Source organism: Modicisalibacter sp. 'Wilcox' (assembly GCF_010993675.1).
Lineage (GTDB): Bacteria > Pseudomonadota > Gammaproteobacteria > Pseudomonadales > Halomonadaceae > Modicisalibacter > Modicisalibacter tunisiensis.
Map to the genome: position 1 here is coordinate 1 of NZ_WNXF01000022.1, position 17148 is coordinate 17148.

The 17148-nt window shown below is 67.4% G+C and carries 13 protein-coding genes; 4 read left to right on the top strand and 9 right to left on the bottom strand.

Annotation, left to right across the window (positions count from 1 at the left end; translation table 11 throughout):
- Positions 1–848: 848 nt before the first annotated feature.
- The 4 genes from G7A98_RS15640 to G7A98_RS15655 all read right to left on the bottom strand — a co-directional run bounded on the left by G7A98_RS15640 (position 849) and on the right by G7A98_RS15655 (position 6182).
- The gene (locus tag G7A98_RS15640; protein WP_163650610.1) at positions 849–2150 is read right to left on the bottom strand and encodes a TRAP transporter large permease; all 1302 of its coding nucleotides are present in this window, start codon (positions 2148–2150) and stop codon (positions 849–851) included.
- Positions 2147–2644 carry a TRAP transporter small permease gene (locus tag G7A98_RS15645; RefSeq protein ID WP_163650611.1) on the bottom strand — a complete coding sequence of 166 codons (498 nt, stop codon included), beginning with the start codon at positions 2642–2644 and terminating at the stop codon, positions 2147–2149. Before G7A98_RS15645 ends, G7A98_RS15640 begins: the two co-directional genes overlap by 4 nt.
- Before the next feature lie 64 nt (positions 2645–2708).
- Entirely contained in the window at positions 2709–3743 is a 1035-nt protein-coding gene (locus G7A98_RS15650) for a TRAP transporter substrate-binding protein (protein ID WP_240464767.1), read from the bottom strand.
- A gap of 90 nt (positions 3744–3833) precedes the next feature.
- Positions 3834–6182, bottom strand: coding sequence for a cytochrome P450/oxidoreductase (locus G7A98_RS15655; protein WP_163650612.1), 2349 nt, complete (start codon positions 6180–6182; stop codon positions 3834–3836).
- Between the two features lie 152 nt (positions 6183–6334).
- On the opposite strand from G7A98_RS15655, the gene G7A98_RS15660 reads away from it, so the two are divergent.
- On the top strand, positions 6335–7006 hold the full coding sequence (locus tag G7A98_RS15660) for a helix-turn-helix domain-containing protein (RefSeq protein ID WP_163650613.1): 672 nt from the start codon (positions 6335–6337) through the stop codon (positions 7004–7006).
- 50 nt (positions 7007–7056) lie between these two features.
- Here G7A98_RS15660 and G7A98_RS15665 read toward each other — a convergent pair whose 3' ends face one another.
- The 3 genes from G7A98_RS15665 to G7A98_RS15675 all read right to left on the bottom strand — a co-directional run bounded on the left by G7A98_RS15665 (position 7057) and on the right by G7A98_RS15675 (position 8579).
- Positions 7057–7539, bottom strand: coding sequence for a YqhA family protein (locus G7A98_RS15665; RefSeq protein WP_163650614.1), 483 nt, complete (start codon positions 7537–7539; stop codon positions 7057–7059).
- Positions 7540–7627: 88 nt separating this feature from the next.
- Positions 7628–8209: a hypothetical protein gene (locus tag G7A98_RS15670; RefSeq protein WP_163650615.1), complete on the bottom strand. Its 582-nt coding sequence runs from the start codon at positions 8207–8209 to the stop codon at positions 7628–7630.
- 124 nt (positions 8210–8333) lie between these two features.
- Positions 8334–8579, bottom strand: coding sequence for a hypothetical protein (locus G7A98_RS15675; RefSeq protein ID WP_163650616.1), 246 nt, complete (start codon positions 8577–8579; stop codon positions 8334–8336).
- Positions 8580–8863: 284 nt separating this feature from the next.
- Here G7A98_RS15675 and G7A98_RS15680 point away from each other — a divergent pair, with 284 nt between their 5' ends.
- Positions 8864–9046, top strand: a complete 183-nt coding sequence (locus G7A98_RS15680; RefSeq protein ID WP_163650617.1) for a hypothetical protein — start codon at positions 8864–8866, stop codon at positions 9044–9046.
- A gap of 62 nt (positions 9047–9108) precedes the next feature.
- Here G7A98_RS15680 and G7A98_RS15685 read toward each other — a convergent pair whose 3' ends face one another.
- Both G7A98_RS15685 and G7A98_RS15690 read right to left on the bottom strand, forming a co-directional pair.
- A complete protein-coding gene (locus tag G7A98_RS15685) occupies positions 9109–11151 on the bottom strand; it encodes a CocE/NonD family hydrolase (protein ID WP_163650618.1) in 2043 nt (680 codons plus the stop codon).
- 49 nt (positions 11152–11200) lie between these two features.
- Positions 11201–12502 carry an ATP-grasp domain-containing protein gene (locus tag G7A98_RS15690; protein WP_163650619.1) on the bottom strand — a complete coding sequence of 434 codons (1302 nt, stop codon included), beginning with the start codon at positions 12500–12502 and terminating at the stop codon, positions 11201–11203.
- A gap of 400 nt (positions 12503–12902) precedes the next feature.
- Between G7A98_RS15690 and G7A98_RS15695 the strand changes: the two genes are divergently transcribed.
- Both G7A98_RS15695 and rapA read left to right on the top strand, forming a co-directional pair.
- Complete coding sequence (locus G7A98_RS15695) at positions 12903–13709, top strand: TlpA disulfide reductase family protein (RefSeq protein WP_163650620.1); 807 nt, start codon at positions 12903–12905, stop codon at positions 13707–13709.
- Positions 13710–14011: 302 nt separating this feature from the next.
- Positions 14012–16948 (top strand): RNA polymerase-associated protein RapA, encoded by a 2937-nt coding sequence (rapA, locus tag G7A98_RS15700; protein ID WP_163650621.1) that lies wholly within the window; start codon positions 14012–14014, stop codon positions 16946–16948.
- Positions 16949–17148 lie beyond the last annotated feature (200 nt).

The following is a 17148-nucleotide window of genomic DNA, read 5'->3' on the forward strand; positions in this document are numbered from 1 at the left end:
TATGCCGAAGTGCTCAAGAAATCCGTCGCCGGTCCGAGCACCCTTCAATAGCGTTGCACTTGGAACTTGAGACCGCCACCCTTCCCGCTGAAACCACGCTGGTAATCACACGGCGCAATCCCAGAGCCGTCGACCGCCTCGATGCCAGTCTTTTTAGACCACGCGAAGCGCAAGACACGTCTATTAGACGCCACCCTCCAATAGCCTCAGGCAACCAGCGGAAAATCCCTCCCATCATAGGGATTCAGGCGATACGGCGATATTCGCAGCCCGTCATGCAGAGCTGCATATCGCTGGGCAAGGGGGAGCCAGGGTCCCAATCCACAGCGCTACAAAAGGTGTCTCCAGGACAGGGTTTGCCGGTGTGGGCATGCCATAAAGGAAGCCCGGCCCCCCTGGGCTGGGGCCGGGCTTTCCTTAAGCGCTTAGAGCGCCGCCTTCCTTGCTTACCTTTCGCAGGCTTCCAGCCCGCGCATCCTTGGCAACCGGAGCCATCCTGGCTCGTCCTTCCATGAATTGGGCTTCCTGCCCAACGAGGCTCATTGTGCCAAAGCCACTCCGGCCTCTACATAACCTATGTTAGGTTTATTTGTAAGATATTGCCTACAAAATACTGGAGATCGCCGCGCCCCATCCTTGACCGTGCCCTCCCCCGGAAACCGGTCTGAATCGCTCATGCCATGACGTCACTCCGGACTCATCCCCTCACAACCTGCTACTCATGCATTCTGGGAAAAGGTCCTCCGCCCGGCCCGCCAGCCTCGCCTCGCCTCGCCTCGCCTCGCCTCGCCTCGATAGTCACATTACCTACAGAAACAAGGCGTTGTGATGAAGAATAGCCATTGCCCTCAGAACATCTTGCCGGGCAGCCACAGGGTCAGGACGGGAAGTGCCGCCAGCAGCACGAGCCGTAACACATCCGCCAGGATGAAGGGCAGGATGCCACGGATGACCATTCGCTGGGTCAGATGGGGCTGGGTTGCCTGGACCACGAACAGGTTCATGCCGATGGGCGGGGTGATCAGGCCGATCTCGGCCACCGTCACCACGAGCACGCCGAACCACACCATGTCGAAATCCAGCGAGGCCGCGACCGGCGCCAGGAACGGCACGGTCAGCAGGATCATCGACATGGCGTCCATGAAGCAGCCCAGGATGATGTAGAACAGCATGATCAGGACCAGCACCATGGCCGGCGACAGCCCGCTGGCCTCGATGCCGTCGATCAGCGCGCTGGGCAGCCCGGTGGTTTCCAGGAAATAGTTGAACAGCGACGCACCGATCAGAATGAAGAAGATCATTCCGGTCAGGCCCGCGGTTTCCCGCACCGCGCCCCACAGTGCCTGACGATCGAGCTCCCCGGAGAGCAGTGCCAGGCCGAAGGCGCCGACGGCGCCGACCGCGGCGGCCTCGGTGGGCGAGAACCAGCCCAGATAGATGCCCCCGATCACCAGCGCGAAGAGCAGCAGCACGCCCCAGACCCGACGCAGCGTGGCCAACCGGGTGCCCCACCCGGCCCTGGGCGCGGAAGGCGCCAGATGCGGGGCCATGCGGACCCGCACGATGATCGCCAGCCCATAGAGCACCGCGCCGATGATCCCGGGCAGGATGGCGCCGATGAACAGCTGGCCGATCGAGGTCTGGGTGAGGATGCCGTAGATCACCAGCAGGATGGAGGGTGGGATCAAGACCCCCAGCGTGCCGCCCGCGGCGATGGAAGCGGACGACAGCGAGCCGTCGTAGCCGCGTTTCTCCATCTCGGGGATTGCCACGCGCCCCATGGTCGCGACCGTGGCCAGGGACGATCCACAGATGGCGCCGAAGATCGCGCAGGCGCCGACCCCGGTGACGGCGAGCCCGCCACGCACATGGCCGAGGAAGCTGTTGACCATGTCGAACAGCGAGCGCGACAGCCCGGCCCGCGCGGCAAAGACGCCCATCATCACGAACAGCGGCACGACACTCAGCGAGTACGGGAAGATCGCCTCGAAGGGCGACGAGCCGAGAATGAAGCCGGCGCCCATGAGCCCGTTCAGCCACCAGAAGCCACCGACCCCCACCAGCGCCATGGCCACCGCGACCGGGAAGCCGAAGGCAATCAACACCAGCGTCAAGCCGAAACCGGCCAGACCGAGCATCGCGCCACTCATGAGGCGACCTCCGTGGAAACCGTCGGCTGGGGAGACGGCAGCAGGCCGAGCCCCGTCCCGACGATGGACAGGCCGACACCAAACAGCAGCGGCACCCAGTAGTAGAAGATCGGGATGCCCAGTTGCTGCGAACGATCACCGAACATGACCTGCTGCTGGAAGGTGGCGTAACAGAAGTACAGCATCATCCCCAGCAGCGCCATGGCCGCCAGCCCGGCGATGCCCCGCATCACGCTCGTCCACTGACGGGGCAGCGACTCGACGAGCAGATCCACGCCCACATGGGCCCCGGTCATGAAGGCGTAGGGAATGACCAGCCAGGCCCCGCCCAGCACGCACAACTGAACCAGATCGACCACCCCGGGCACGGGGTAACCGATCTGGCGGCCGATGATGTCGGCCACCGTCAGCAGCGCGGCCGCCGCATACGCCGCGACCCCGGTCACGGCGACCAGCGTGACCAGGGAGCGCAAGGCGGTTATCACATATCGCATAAACAGGGTCACCCTAAGGACGGCGGACCGTCACCCTGACGGGCGCCGGTCCGCGCAAGGAGGCTCAGGAGGAGGCGTCTTGCTGCTTCTCGGCGAGCAGCTCGCGCATGCGCTCGTAGATCTCGCGCGCGTTGTCGACCCCGTGGTCGGCGGTCTCCTGAATATAGTGATCAATGGTGGGCTGCAGCGCCTCGCGCCAGCGCTCCCGCTCGGCGTCCGTCAGATGGGTGATGACATCGCCGGAGGCCACGGCTTCCTCGCGGCCGGCGGCGTCCCACTTGTCCCACCAGTCCCCGAACTTGGCCTCCAGCGACGCCCCCGACGCCTCGTCGATGCACGCCTGGACGTTCTCGGGCAGCGAGTCGTACTTGCGCTGATTCATCACGAAGAAGAACGGGACCGTATAGGCGCCGGCGTCCAGGTGATAGTGGAGCACCTCGTTCAGGCCGAACGACTTCACCGGGTCCCAGGGGAAGACGGTCCCGTCGATCACGTGCTTCTGAATGTTCTCGTAGACCTCGCCCGGCGGCAGGCCCTGCGGGGTGGCACCCAGTGCCGTGAGCATCTGCGAGACGGCGGGGCTGGGGGTGCGCAGGCGCAGCCCCTGCATGTCCTCCATGGTTTCCACCTTCTTGTCCGCCGTATGGATGAGCCCGCCGTTATGGGCGAACAACGCGAGCACCTTGAGGCCACGATATTCAGGCGCCAGGTACTCGGGATACATCTCCCACAGCGTCTCGCTGGCAGCCCCGGCATCGCGCGTCATGAACGGCAATTCGATCAACGAGGTGCGCGGGAAGCGCCCGCGGGGAATCCCCTGGAGGCCAAGTGCGATGTCCACGACACCGGCCAGCACCTGCTCCTGCTGCTTGGCGACATTGCCCAGCTGCGTCCCGCCCGGATAGATCTCGAACTGGACCTCGCCGTTGGTGCACTTTGTGACCTGCTCGGTCCAGGGCTCGATGAAGTCGGTATGGAGGCCATGCACGGGAGGCAGGTAATGGCTGACCTTGAGCGTGGTCTGGGCGGCGGCGGCTTGCGACATCAGCAGCGTCGCGCCGATGGCAAGCGAGGCGAAGGTAAGCGTCTTGTTGTTCACAGGGTGCTCCTGATTGCTCCGCAGGCGCGGAGATGAGGTTGGTATTGTTGTTTGGCCGTCAGGGGCCGGGAGAAAGACGTTATCGACCCACTAGAGCCCCAGCACGAGCTTGCCGCGCTTCGCACGGGAGCAGCAGGTCATCATGCGCCGGCTGGCGGCTCGCTCGTCGGCGCTCAGGACCTTGTCGCGGTGATCCACCTCGCCCGCCATGACGGCTACCTCGCAGGTGCCGCACAGCCCCTCCTCGCAATCGCTGGGCACGTCGACACCGACCGCGCGCAGCGCCTGCAGCACGGTCTGGTCGGCGGCCACGGGGACGGTCAGTTCGGAGTCGCTCAATTCCACTTCGAAGGCCTGCTCCCGGCGGGGATCGAGGATCGCGTGACTCGCGCTGAAGTGCTCGACATGGATGGCATCCGCGTCGTCCCGGGTCAGCGCCGCCAGGGCATCGAGCAGACGCGCCGGGCCACAGGCATAGACCCGAGCCTCGCCGCGCCCGCCCACGACAGCCGGTAGATCGAGGCGCCGCCCCTCGTCCGCGGGGTACAGGCACAGCCGATCGCCATGATCTCGCTTCAGGCGCTCCAGCAGCGGCATGGAGCCCCGGGAACGGCCTGCGTAGTGAATGGCGTAGCGCTTGCTGAGCCGCTTGAGTCGATCCGCCATCGCGATGATCGGGGTGATACCGATGCCCCCGGCGATCAGCAGGTAGCCGTCGGCGGTCTCGTCCAGCCGGAAATGATTGCGCGGCCCCCGCAGGCGCACTCGGGTCTGCGGCTTGACCGTGTCATGAATAAGTCGGGAGCCGCCCCGCCCCGGTTCTTCGCGACGGATGGCGATCTCCAGGCGCTGTTCGTCGTCCGGGTCGCCGCACAGGGAGTACTTGCGAGTGATGTCGCCCACGGCCAGATCGATGTGCGCGCCGGGGGTCCAGCGCGGCAGCGGCCGACCGCGTGGATCTTCCAGCACCAGGCGGATGACGTCGGGCGTCTCGTGGATGACCCGAGTCACCACGGCTTCCCGCTCGGCATCGCGCCGGGAGGGCGCGCCCAGGGGGAAATCACGCCCCTGCTCACGGAGCGAGTCGTCGCGGCGTTCGGGGTTTCGGGTCGGGTCCCAGCGCACCCACAGATGCTCCGGACCACGGAACGAGGTGTTGGGCACGAAGGTGAATGTCTGGTCGGGAACCAGGGTCATGTGCGGCAGGCGACGCGTGAATTCTTCGAGGAAGATCCGCATCTCCAGGCGGGCGAGGTTCTTGCCCATGCACTGGTGGCTGCCGTAACCGAAGGTCAGGTGGTCGGTGGTGTTGTCCCGGTAGATGTCCAGCTCATCGGGGTTCTCGAAGTGCCGGCCGTCGTGGTTGGCCGAGGCGCTGACGATCAACAGCTTCGCCCCCTTGGGGATCGCCACGTCACCGACCTGCGTATCGGTCGTGGCGATACGCCGCCAGGCGGCCACCGACCCCGACAGACGCAGGCACTCTTCGACGGCATTGGGAATCAGGGACGGGTTGGCACACAGATCCTCCCAGACCGCGCGGTTTTCCAGCAGCAGGCGCAGCATGTTGGCGGTGGCATGCGCCGTGGTCTCGTGGGCGGCGACGATGCCGGCCATCATCATCGAATGCAGGTAGGAGTCGGTGACCACCTCCGGCAGTTCCTGCTGGCGACGAATGGCGTATTTCATCCAGCCATGGCCGGCAGGGTCCTGCCGCATCTTCTCCAGCACCTGGCCGGCATACTGCCAGAACTTGCCCACCGCCTCGGCGACGGCGACCTGCTCGTCCGGCGAGGGCCGCCCCCAGGTGTTCACGGTGTGGGCGATGGAGTACTCGCGAAGCGTGTCCATGTCTTCCTCGGGCACGCCGAGAAAGTGCAGCGCCACGGTCAGCGGGATCTCCCAGAGCATCTCATCGACCAGATCCGCCTCGCCTTTGTCGACCAGCCGATCCAGATACTCGCGCGTCAGGCGCCGCACCATGGGTTCGTGATGGGCCAGCTCCTCCAGCTCGAAGGACTTCATCAGGGCGCGGCGGCGCTCCATGTGGGCCGGCTCGTCCTCGTTGACCAGCGTGCGGTTCATGGCATAGCCGTAGCGCTGGAGCGTGTCCTGCGCGGCCTGGGTGGTCGGCGTGATCTTCTCCAGGGCGATGGACGGCGAGAACGTCCGGTTGTCGCGGAAGATGGCCTTCACGTCGGCGTAACGGCTGACCACCCAGTAGCCGAGCCGGGGACTGTAGAAGACCGGCTCCTGATCGCGGGACCAGCGCAGCGCCTCTGCCGGATCCAGCTGATAGTCGCTTTCGAAGGGGTCGAACGATGCCGCCTGCGGCGATACCGGGCAGCCGTTCGGCGCAGTATCGGGGGCATGAGAGGCGGCGTCGCGAAAAGGACAACGTCCTTCGTCGGCACGCGGCGAGGTCCGAGGCGTGGGCATGGCGAGTCTCGTTATTTACTTTTATTGAAAAGACTTGTTCCGTGAACGAACATAGGTAAGCCCTTGACCGGGGTCAAGGGGCGGACAGGTGATACCCTGGGCTCTCTAGCCCAAAGTCTAAGTTGCAGTTTCTGAACGGCGAGCCACGCACGATGAGTCAATTGCAAACCCTCGATCGGGGGCTCCACGCCCTCAGGATCATCGCCCGTCACCCGGGTGGCCTGAGCATTGCCGAGCTGGCGGAGGCGCTGGGTATCAACCGGGCGATCGTCTATCGCATCGTGGCGACGCTGGAGGCGAACGCCCTCGCCTATCGCCGGGAGGATGGGGCCATCTGTCTGGGTGGCGGGATCCTCGGCCTCGCCGCGCAATTCGAGCCGCAGCTGCGCAGCGTGGCCGAGCCCTTGCTGCGCCGCCTCGCCCGCGAGACGAACGCCACCGCCTACCTGTCGGCCGCGCAAGGCGACGAGTGCGTGGCCTTGATGGTGGCCGAGCCCGAAGAGGCGTTACTGCGCGTCGGCTATCGGGTGGGGAGCCGGCATCCCCTGACCATCGGTGCGGCGGGCATTGCCATCCTCTCGGCACGCCCCGAGTCCGAGTCGGACAGCGACGCAGTGCGCGACGCTCGCCGCCAGGGCTACAGCATCACCCGCGGGCAGCTCCAGCGCGGCGCCGTGGGCGTGGCCTGTCCGCTGTGCGATCCGGCATCACGCCCGGGGTTCGAAGGCAGTGTCGGGGTCGTTGCGCTGGACGACCTGAATGCCGACGCGGCGGCAAGCGCCGTTCAAGCCTGCGTGAAGCGACTCAATGTCCTGCTGGCATGACGAGACGGCGTGCCAGAGTCGGGGCAGGCGTCTGGCAAGGCGGGGCGCCTTCAATGCCCCTTGTCGGCTCCCTTGCTGGAGCGGAACGCCCAGCCCGAGGCGGCGATCACCAGCGCGATGGCGATGCCCAGCTCGAGGATCGGCCGCCCCGCACCCAGCTTGACGGCGTTCTCCACGAACAGGATCACCAGCACGATGCCGGCCACCGTGACCAGCGAGTGCTTGAGCTCGGTGAAGCTGGCTACCTGCAACGGCCCCGGGCTTTCGAAGTCGGGACGCAGGAACAGCCGGTACATGCCGTGGGCCATGATCTGGAAACTCGCCGCGATCAGCAGCAGGTCCATCATCTTCAGCAGTCCCACGGCGCTTTCCTTGAGGGTGTCGCCATCCCCGGCACCGCCGGTCACCAGGGCCCACAGCGTCTGCAGCAGGCTCAAACAGGCCAGGGCATAGAGCACGAAGGCCGCCAGCATGGCCAGCACCACCGTGACATGAATCATCAAGCGACTGCGTCGCAACCAGCGCTCGATCATGGCGGCACCTCCGGGTATCAGGCTGTTCAACCTGTTATGCCATCCCCGTCGCGGATGCGCCACTCTCGATGACCCCGCGACGAGCGCATCACGCTCGAGCGGCGGGTCGGCGGATCTGCTGCACCTGAATCTTGAGATCCGGCCCCTCGCCCTGGAATACCGCCACGTTGACCACCCCTTGCGGGTTGACCCACTCCATCTGATTGACGCCGCTTTTCACCAGGCTATTGGCCTCGGCGGCCGTGACCGGCATCCCGCCATTGAGGGTTCGGATCACGGCCCTTTCCGGTACCTTTCCCCGCAGTGGACTGCCCTGAGCCATACGCAGTATGCGCAACCCGATCTGCTGGCCCTCGGCCAGCAGATCGACGTCCTTGAGCGGCTTTCCGCCACCGACTGGTCGGGACAAGTCGTCGCCCGTCTCGAGCTCATTGTCGTGCATGAGCGTGTCGAGATCCTCGTTCAACCTGGAGCACAGGAAGGCAATGCCGATGAAGGCGGTCACGAAAAAGGCCAGGATGAGCGCCACGAACTGGCGCCGCGACAGCGGCAACCCCGCATAGACGGCGGGGTCGAAGCGCATGATCACCGCCATGGCGCCGGGGATCAGCAACAGGGTAAAGCCCCAGCAGGCCACGACGGCTCGCTGCCGTATCTTGCGCGCCAGCATGGTGTTCCTCACTTTTCTTATATGGCATCTCTTATAGACGTCAGCGTGAGAAACAACAATTTCATCAACGTTTTATACTGTTTACTTGCGCATCCTTTTGTTAATTGCCGCACAAGGGAAGACGTCAGTCAGACATCCAGGTCTCGGAAGCCCGCCGGGCCCGCTCGGCGGCCGCCTTGCGCGCCCGATTGCGGCGGTAGAGACGCACCAGGGCGATGCTCAGTGCCGCCGTCAGCATCACCGCCAGGGTCACGCCCTGCCAGGGGCGAGCCGCATCGCCGAGCATGGTTTCCAGGGTGATGATGAGGATGAAACCCACGGCCTGACTGGCAATCGCCAGGGCGCGCAGGGTGTCGACTCGCTTTGCCATGGACACTCCGGGCGGCAGGACCGCCTCAAGCCAACGGAAATCAGGCTCCGGGCCACAGCCCGCAGGCGGCTCATTGTAGCCCGGCGTCACGCCGCTGGCGACGCGCGGCCGTCGATCCGCCCGTCAGCGGTACTTCTGGCTCCCGCAGGACGAGTTTCCTGCTCTTTCCAGGACAGTTTCCTCCGCGCGTCTGACGGTCTTATTCACGAAGGAAACCGCGTTTCCCGCCTCATGCCACTCTTCCATGCTTGTTTTGTATCCTTGTGTAACATCAGGAGGATGTCATGGCGATTCGCAGCTTCAAGATCGCGCCGGCCAACCTCGGCTCGGGCAGGCAGCTCAAGCAACCCGACTACTGGCTGCTGCTGGAAACCACCGGTGGCAAGATCCGCGAGATCGACCGCTACCCGACCTATACCGAAGCCCTGCAGGCCAATCGTGCCCTGAGCGAGCCCCGGCTGCACTGACTCCGCGCTCCCCGGGCCGCCGCCGGCGGCAGCCCCCGGTGGCGGTCGGCACGGCGACGGCGTCACACCAGGTCGCGCGGGATCGTCTCGTCCCAGGTCTTGGCGAACACCCGGCTCTCGCCCTCGTAGGCATCCAGGGTGGCCCGCAGACGGAAATTCTCGGCGTCCGAGGTCATCAGCGTGCGGGCCACGGTGCGCACCTGCCAGTCGCCACGGCCGAAGCTGCGCCGCCACTCGGTCCAGCCACTCAGGCTGTCGTAGTTGCCGTAGGCGTAGCTGTAACGCTCGGTGACCCGCACCGCGAGCTCGAGGTCGATGTCGTCGAGGCGGTAGGTGCCTTCATCGTTGATCACTTCCAGGGTGGTGCGGTCGTTGCCCAGGTCGCGGATCACCCGCCAGGCCTCCTGGCTGGGCTGGATCAGCGTACGCGCCAGCGGCGGCGCGCCCTCGGGCTCGGCGAAGGCGGGCAACGCCGCCTCCTCGTCCGGCTGCGGCTCGCGACACGGCAGGACCAGCCGGCACTCGGCCGGATGCAGGGTCAGCTTGGCCGGGATCGGCGCCGGCCAGGCCAGCGGCCAGTAGCTGCTCGACAGCGACAGGCGGATCGCATGCCCCGCGGGGAACTGCTGGGCGATGTGCTTGAGCAGGACGCGTACCCGGTAGCGCCGGCCCGGCTCCAGCGGCTCGGGAAACTCGTCGCTGTCGCGATGGGTCAGGTTGAGCAGCCCGTAGGAGACCCGCGTCGCCTTGTCGTCCTCGCCGACATCGATCAGGCGCAGCGCGACCATCGCCACCGGCTGGTCGGCCTCCAGGTCGAGCTCCACCACCGGCTGGCCGCAGATCTCCAGTGGTGCCTCGAGCGGGGCGGTCTGGAAGATCAGCGCGCCGCCGTCCTCGTCGCGCTGGTCGTGGGGCAGGTCGGGCGGCGCGTTGTAGGAGCACCACTTGCCGGCATACAGGCCGACGAACAGCGGCGAACGGATCGTCAGGGGCACGTCGTCGAGCGCGCTGTCGGCACCGATCCGCGCCACCTCGGGCTCCAGGTCGTGACCGCTGGTCAGGCGAAACGGCGTCGGCACGATCCGCGGCGAGGGCCACTCGGGCTCGCTGACCCAGCGCCCCGGACGCACGTCATAGCGTGCCGAGGGCGGCACCGACTCCTGCATCCACACGCGCAGCATCGGTTCGTCCATGATCCCGGTATCGATGCCCTTCAACCAGTGGTCCCACCAGCGCAGCGCCTCCTGCAAGAAGCCGATCGCCGGCCCCGGCACGCCCAGATGCGGGTACTTGTGCGCCCAGGGCCCCACCAGCCCCTTGCGCGGCACCTCGAGCCCGTCCAGCAGCCGGAATACCGCATTGCAGTAGCCGTCGGCCCAGCCGCTGATGGCATAGACCGGGCAGCGGATGCGCGAGAAGTCCTCGCACACCGAACCGTGCTTCCAGTAATCGTCACGGCGCTGATGGGCCAGCCAGGTGGCCAGCCACAGCCCGCTGCCCTCGAGGCGCTCCATCCACATCTCGCGCCAGCGCTCGCCGACCAGCGCCGGGTCCGGCGGGCAGGCGTTGGCGTCGAACATCGTCGAGGCCCAGGACAGGTTGTCACCCAGCAGGCAGCCGCCCATGTGATGGACGTCGTCGGCATAGCGGTCATCGGTGGAGCACAGGGTGATCACCGCCTTGAGCTCGGGCGGCTGCAGCGCGGCGATCTGCAGGCCGTTGAAGCCGCCCCAGGAGATGCCCACCATGCCAATGTCGCCGGTGCACCAGGACTGTGCGGCGATCCAGCGCAGCACCTCGAGACCATCGTCGAGTTCCTGCTGCAGGTACTCGTCGGTGAGCACGCCGTCCGACTCGCCGCTGCCGCGGATATCCACCCGCACCCCGGCGTAGCCGTGCCCGGCCCAGTAGGGATGGGTCTGGGCGTCACGGCTCGCGGTCAGGTCACGCTTGCGATAGGGCAGATACTCGAGGATCGCCGGCACCGGGTGGCGCTCGGCATCGACCGGCCGCCACAGGCGCACCGCCAGCCGACACCCGTCGCTCAGGGTGATCCAGGTCTCCTCCTCGTGAACCCGGCGCGAATAGGTCTCGACGATGCGCATGCGTTCCCCCTTTAGTCTGCGTGTTGTTGTCGCCCTGGCATCGGCTGTTTCAGCCGATGATGTCCTCGAATTCGAAGACCAGCTCTTCGGCCAGCCGGGCGTAGTTGGCCTCCAGCGCCTCGTCGCTGTCCGCGCCCATCCAGACCAGCGCCAGCGCATAGCTGTAGCTGTCCTGCTCGGGCAGCTCCGACAGCCGCATGCCCGGGGTGACCTGAAGCTCGATGTGGGTGCCGGGGAAGCGCCGCTCCAGCGCCGCGATCGCCTCGGGATCGGGAACGCTCACGATCGTGGCGTCGACGAAGAACACCCGGTAGAAGAACTTGCCGGCCACCGCGTACTCGCCCTCGCGATGAGGCATGTCGGGACGCTGGCCCAGCGCCAGGTCGACGGTGACCTGCTGATGGCTGACACCGTCGACCTTCTCGAACAGGTCGCAGTGCGACTGCGAGATGCGGGTATTGATCTCCAGCAGCCAGATGCGGTTCTGGACCTCGTCCCAGAAGAACTCGATGTTGAAGGCCGCGTTGTCGTAGCCGATGTGGGCCATGATCGTGCGGGTGAGTTCCTCCATCCGGCTCTGGATGCGCGCCGGCAGTCGCGACGGGTAGCGGTAGCAGAAGAAGCTCAGCACCTGCGGATAGCGGATCGAGTCGACGATGCCGTAGGGCACCACCTCGCCCTCGAAGACATAGCCTTCCACCGTGCACTGCCAGCCGCCGATGATCTCTTCGGCCATGCAGTGGCCGCCGTCCACGGCACGCACCGCCTCGGGCAGGCTGGCCTGCTCGAGGACGAAGTTGAACGGCTCGGAGATCAGGCCGATCTCGTCGCGCAGCCGCCCGGTCGCCATGATGAAGTCCTCGGGGCTGTCGATGCGAAAGCCCAGCCGCGAGCCCGACGACTTGATCGGCTTGACGAAGAACGGGAAGTAGAGACCCGCCTGGCCGATCTTCGACAGCGCCTCGTCGTCGAAGGGATCGAAGGCGGTGAAGCGCGGAATGTAGTTGCCGATCACCTCGCGCTGGACCAGCCGGCTCCAGTACTTGTGCTCGCACTTGAGCAGGCTCTCGAGACTCGCCGTGCGCGTGCCGAAGCGTTCGCAGAGCAGCGGCAGCATGGTCGACACCGGAAAGTCCATGTAGCCGACGATGGCGTCCACCGGGCCGTCGAAGTCGCGCAGCGTGGCCTCGGCGCGCGACAGCATGTCCTCGATCGGAAAGACCTCGGTGTCGTAGACCTCGGCGGGCTCGATGACGCCGTGAAAGCGATAGTCCTGCGCGCCGCGCAGCTGCTCGAGACGCGCGCGATTGAAGTCATTGAGCCCGACGACGAAGATGTTGCGCTGACCCATGGCAGCCTCCCGGGCGGCCCGCCAGGCCCGCCACGCCGGCGAGGAGCTGAGAAAGGAACGCGCCACGGCAGGCAGCGGCCGGCGGCCGACCCTCGCCCCGTCGGCCGGCCGCGTCCCGGCGTGCAACGTTGAAGTCACGTTGTGCTCGGAAACGTCGTTCTCAGGATAGTCGCTCTCGCCGCGAACAGGGGAAATGACGGGCTAAACCGTCGCAGGCCGGGAACAGCCCCTGAGCCCAGAGCTCTTGCAGACAGCTGAAACATGGCTCGGGCTGAGCCGACGGGACATGACAAGCCGGGCCGCGGGCCGTAGGCTGGTCACTGGCCCCGATGCGACCGCGCCGACGGCGTGCGCTCGACCGCCTTGATCCCTGATCGCTCCCGGCTCAACTCGACCGTCCATGAATGTCCTCGCCCTCGGCCCCTGGCTCGTCCCCCTGCCGCGCCTCTACGCCGGGCTCATCGCCGGCGGCGTGCTGATCGCCGCCACGCTGGTGCTGCGTCTGCCGCACCATCGCCGCGCCATCTGGTTCGGCGGCGGCCTGGTCTGCGCCCTGCTCGCCGCCCGGTTGGGCCATGCGGCCCTGCACCCCGAGGCCACGCTCGCCGCGCCGCTGGACCTGTTCCGCCCCTGGCTGCCGGGCTACCAGCCGCTCGCCGGCTGGCTGGGCGCGGCGGCCTGGAGTGCGTGGGCCCTGCGCGACCGCCGACGCCCCCGGCTCGCCGCCCAGGGGCTGCTCGTGGCCGCCGCCCTTGCCTGGCTGGGCCTGACGGCCTGGCAGCCGTTGGGGCGAGCCCCGACGCTGACCCACCTGCCCGACCTGGCCCTCGACACCCTCGAAGGGCGGAGCGTCACCCTCGCGCCCGCCGACGACCGGCCGCTGATCGTCACCCTCGTCCAGACGCGCTGCCGGGCCTGCCGGCATACGCTGCCCCGCCTGGCGGCACTCGCCGCGCGGGGCGAGGCCCGGGTGGCGGTGATCGCCGAGGGCGACAGCCTGCTCGCCGTCGGCCGCTATCTCGACCGGCACGGCCTCTCCCTGCCCCGGGTGCTGCTCGACCCGCACGAAAAGTGGCTGGCGCTGAGCCACGCCCCCGGGCTACCCGCGACCCTGGTGTTCGATCGCCACGGCCGCCGGGTGGCGAGCCACGCCGGGGAGCCGACACGGGCGCTGCTCGACAGCTGGACCCGGCTGGCTCAACGCTGAGGAACGAGAAAACGCGGGCGGCGCTTGGAACTCGTTCCCAAGCTTTCGGAACGATGGGCGCCGGGGGACAAGGCGAAGCGAGGGTCCTTTGCCATGGATGGCAAAGGTAGCGCCCAGGGAGGGGTTTACAGCGCCCTCGCGAAGCCTTGCCGCCGGAAAAGCCCATCCCGACGACCGGTTGTAAAAGGAGCGCTTAAGCCACCTGCCGCTTTGCGTTAGTATACGGCGCCCCATCGCCGGGCGGCCGGGACCGCAAGCCCGCCGGCCCGCAAGCCCCGATTTCTTCGAGCATTTAGGACACCATGAGCGACTTCATTCCCGGCCAGCGCTGGATCAGCGACGGCGAGGCCGAACTGGGCCTGGGTACCATCCTCAACGTCGATTTCCGCAGCGTCACCGTGCTCTTCGCCGCCAGCCAGGAAACCCGCACCTACAGCGTGCGCCAGGCACCGCTGACCCGCGTGGTCTTCGGCAGCGGCGATCACATCGAGTCCGCCGAGGGGGTCACCCTGACCGTCGACGACACCAAGGAAGTCGACGGCCTGGTGATCTATATCGGCATCGACGCCGCCGGCGAGTGGCACGAGCTCTCCGAGGCCAAGCTCTCCGATCGCATGCAGTTCAACCAGGCCCGCGACCGCCTGCTCACCGGCCAGGTCGACCGCAACGACTGGTTCGACCTGCGCTTTCGCACCCTGCATCACCACCACCGCATCAGCCAGAACCCGGCGCTGGGCCTGGCGGGCCCCAAGATCGACCTGATCCCCCACCAGCTCTACATCGCCGACGAGGTCTCGCGCCGCCATGCGCCGCGCGTGCTGCTCGCCGACGAGGTGGGGCTGGGCAAGACCATCGAGGCCGGGCTGATCCTGCATCGCCTGCTGCTCGCCGGGCGCGCCGAGCGGGCGCTGATCCTGGTGCCCGACAGCCTCACGCATCAGTGGCTGGTCGAGCTGCTGCGCCGCTTCGCCATCGAGGTCACCCTGCTCGACGAGCGCCAGAGCCAGGCCCACGGCGAGACCAACCCCTTCGAGGCCGGCCAGCTGATCCTCGCCAGCCAGCAGTGGCTGTTCGCCAACCCCCATCGCCAGAGCCAGGCCGAGGCCTGCGCCTGGGACCTGCTGATCGTCGACGAGGCCCACCACCTGGACTGGACGCCGGAAGAGAGCGGCCCCGGCTACGCCTGCGTCGAGCGCCTGGCCGCCGTAACGCCGGGGCTGCTGCTGCTCACCGCCACCCCCGAGCAGATGGGCCTGGAGAGCCATTTCGCCCGGCTGCGCCTGCTCGACCCCGACCGCTACCACGACCTGGAGCGCTTCCGCGCCGAGGAAGCCGGCTACGTGCGGGTCGCCGAGGCCATCGACGCCCTCGACGCCCTGCCCGGCGACGCCGCGGCGCTGGACACCGCCGCCACGGTCATCGACGACGCCGACAGCCGGGCGCTGCTCGACACCCTGGCCGATCCCGAGAGCGATAGCGCCCAGCGCGAGGCCGCGCGCATCCAGCTGCGCGACCAGCTGCTCGACCGCCACGGTACCGGCCGGGTGATGTTCCGAAACAGCCGGCGGCATGTCGGCGGCTTCCCCGAACGGCGCCTGCACGTCGCGCGCCTCGACCCGCCCTCGGCCTACCGCCGCGTGCTGCGCAAGCTCGCCCGCGACGAGGACTCCCTCGACGAGCTGCTGATCGAGACCGGACTCGACCACCCCGACGTGATGCTCTATCTCGACGCCACCTACCGGGCGCTGGACGACGACCCGCTCAACGGCGAACCCTGGTGGCAGATCGACCCGCGCGTCACCTGGCTGCTCGAGCGGCTCACCGAGATGGGCCGCGACAAGGCGCTGGTGATCGCCCACGACCGCCGGACCGCCACCGACCTGGCCGAGGCGCTGCGCGTACTCGGCGGCGTCCACGCCCCGGTGTTTCACGAGGGGCTGACGCTGGTCGAGCGCGACCGCGCCGCCGCCGACTTCGCCGACGCGGAGGACGGCAGCCAGCTGCTGATCTGCTCGGAAATCGGCTCGGAAGGGCGCAACTTCCAGTTCTGCCGCCATCTGGTGATGTTCGACCTGCCCCAGCATCCCGACCAGCTCGAGCAGCGCATCGGCCGCCTGGACCGCATCGGCCAGCGCCACGCCATCGAGATCCATGTGCCGGTGTTCGCCGACAGCCCCGGCGAGCGGCTGCTGCGCTGGTACCGGGAAGGCATGGACGCCTTCAGCGCGCCCCACGGCGTGGGCAGCGAGCTGTTCGACGCCTTCGGCGACGAGCTGGCCGAATCGCTGCTCGACGACGAGGCCCTCGCCGAGGTGATCGACGAGACCCGCGCGCTGTTCGACGCCAAGCTGGCCGAACGCAACGCCGGACGCAACCGCCTGCTCGAGCTCAACGCCTGCCGCAACGAGCGCGCCGATGCCGTCGCCACGGCGATCCGCGAGCTCGACGCGGACCGCGCCCTGCCGCGCTACCTGGACCAGGCGCTGGACATCTTCGGTGTCGACAGCCAGGACCTGGGCGGCGAACTGCTGCACCTGCGCGCCGGCCCGCAGATGCTCGACGGCCTGCCGGGGCTGGTGAAGGGCGAGGAAGGCTTCACCGCCACCCGCTCCCGCGAGCGCGCCCTGGCCCGTGACGACGTCCAGCACCTCTCCTGGGAGCACCCGCTGGTCCGCGAGATCATGGAGCGCATCCTCGACGGCACCCTGGGCAACACGGCACTGGCGCTGCTCGATCATCCCGCCATCCCGCCCGGCCGGGTGCTCACCGAGCTGGTCTTCTGCACCCACTGCCCGGCGCCCACGCACCTGCACGTGGACCGCTTCCTGCCGCCCACGGCGATCCGCGTGCTGCTCGACGAATCCGGCGCCAACCTGGCCGACAAGGTCTCGTTCACCGGACTGGCCAAGAACCTGCAGAAGGTCAAGAAGGCAGTGGCCCGCGACCTGATCAAGTCACGCCACGAACAGCTCCGCGACCTGCTGACCCGCGGCGAGAGCGAGGCCGAGCGCGAGCTGCCGACCATCCTCGAGGCCGCCCAGAGCCGCATGCGCGAACGCCTCGACGGCGAGCTGACCCGCCTGCAGGCGCTGGCCCGCCACAACCCCTCGGTGCGTCAGGACGAACTCGACGCCCTGCGCGACGAGCGCGCGGCCCTCGACACCGCCATCGAGGGCGCGCGGCTGCGCCTCGACGCGGTGCGGGTGATCGTGACGGTGGACAAGGAGACCCGGCGCTAGGAAACACGGAATAAATGCCTGCGCGGGTGTATCGCTGCGTTGCGCGGTGCTCGGAATCCGAGCCTATACCCCATAGGCTGTGGTTCCTGCGCGCCGTGCGCCTTGCGCTACTTCCCGCTCGGCTATTTATTCAGCGCTTCCTCCAATTCACCGCGTGAATTGTCACCCGATCGACGTAACAGCGAGCAGAAAGATCGTCT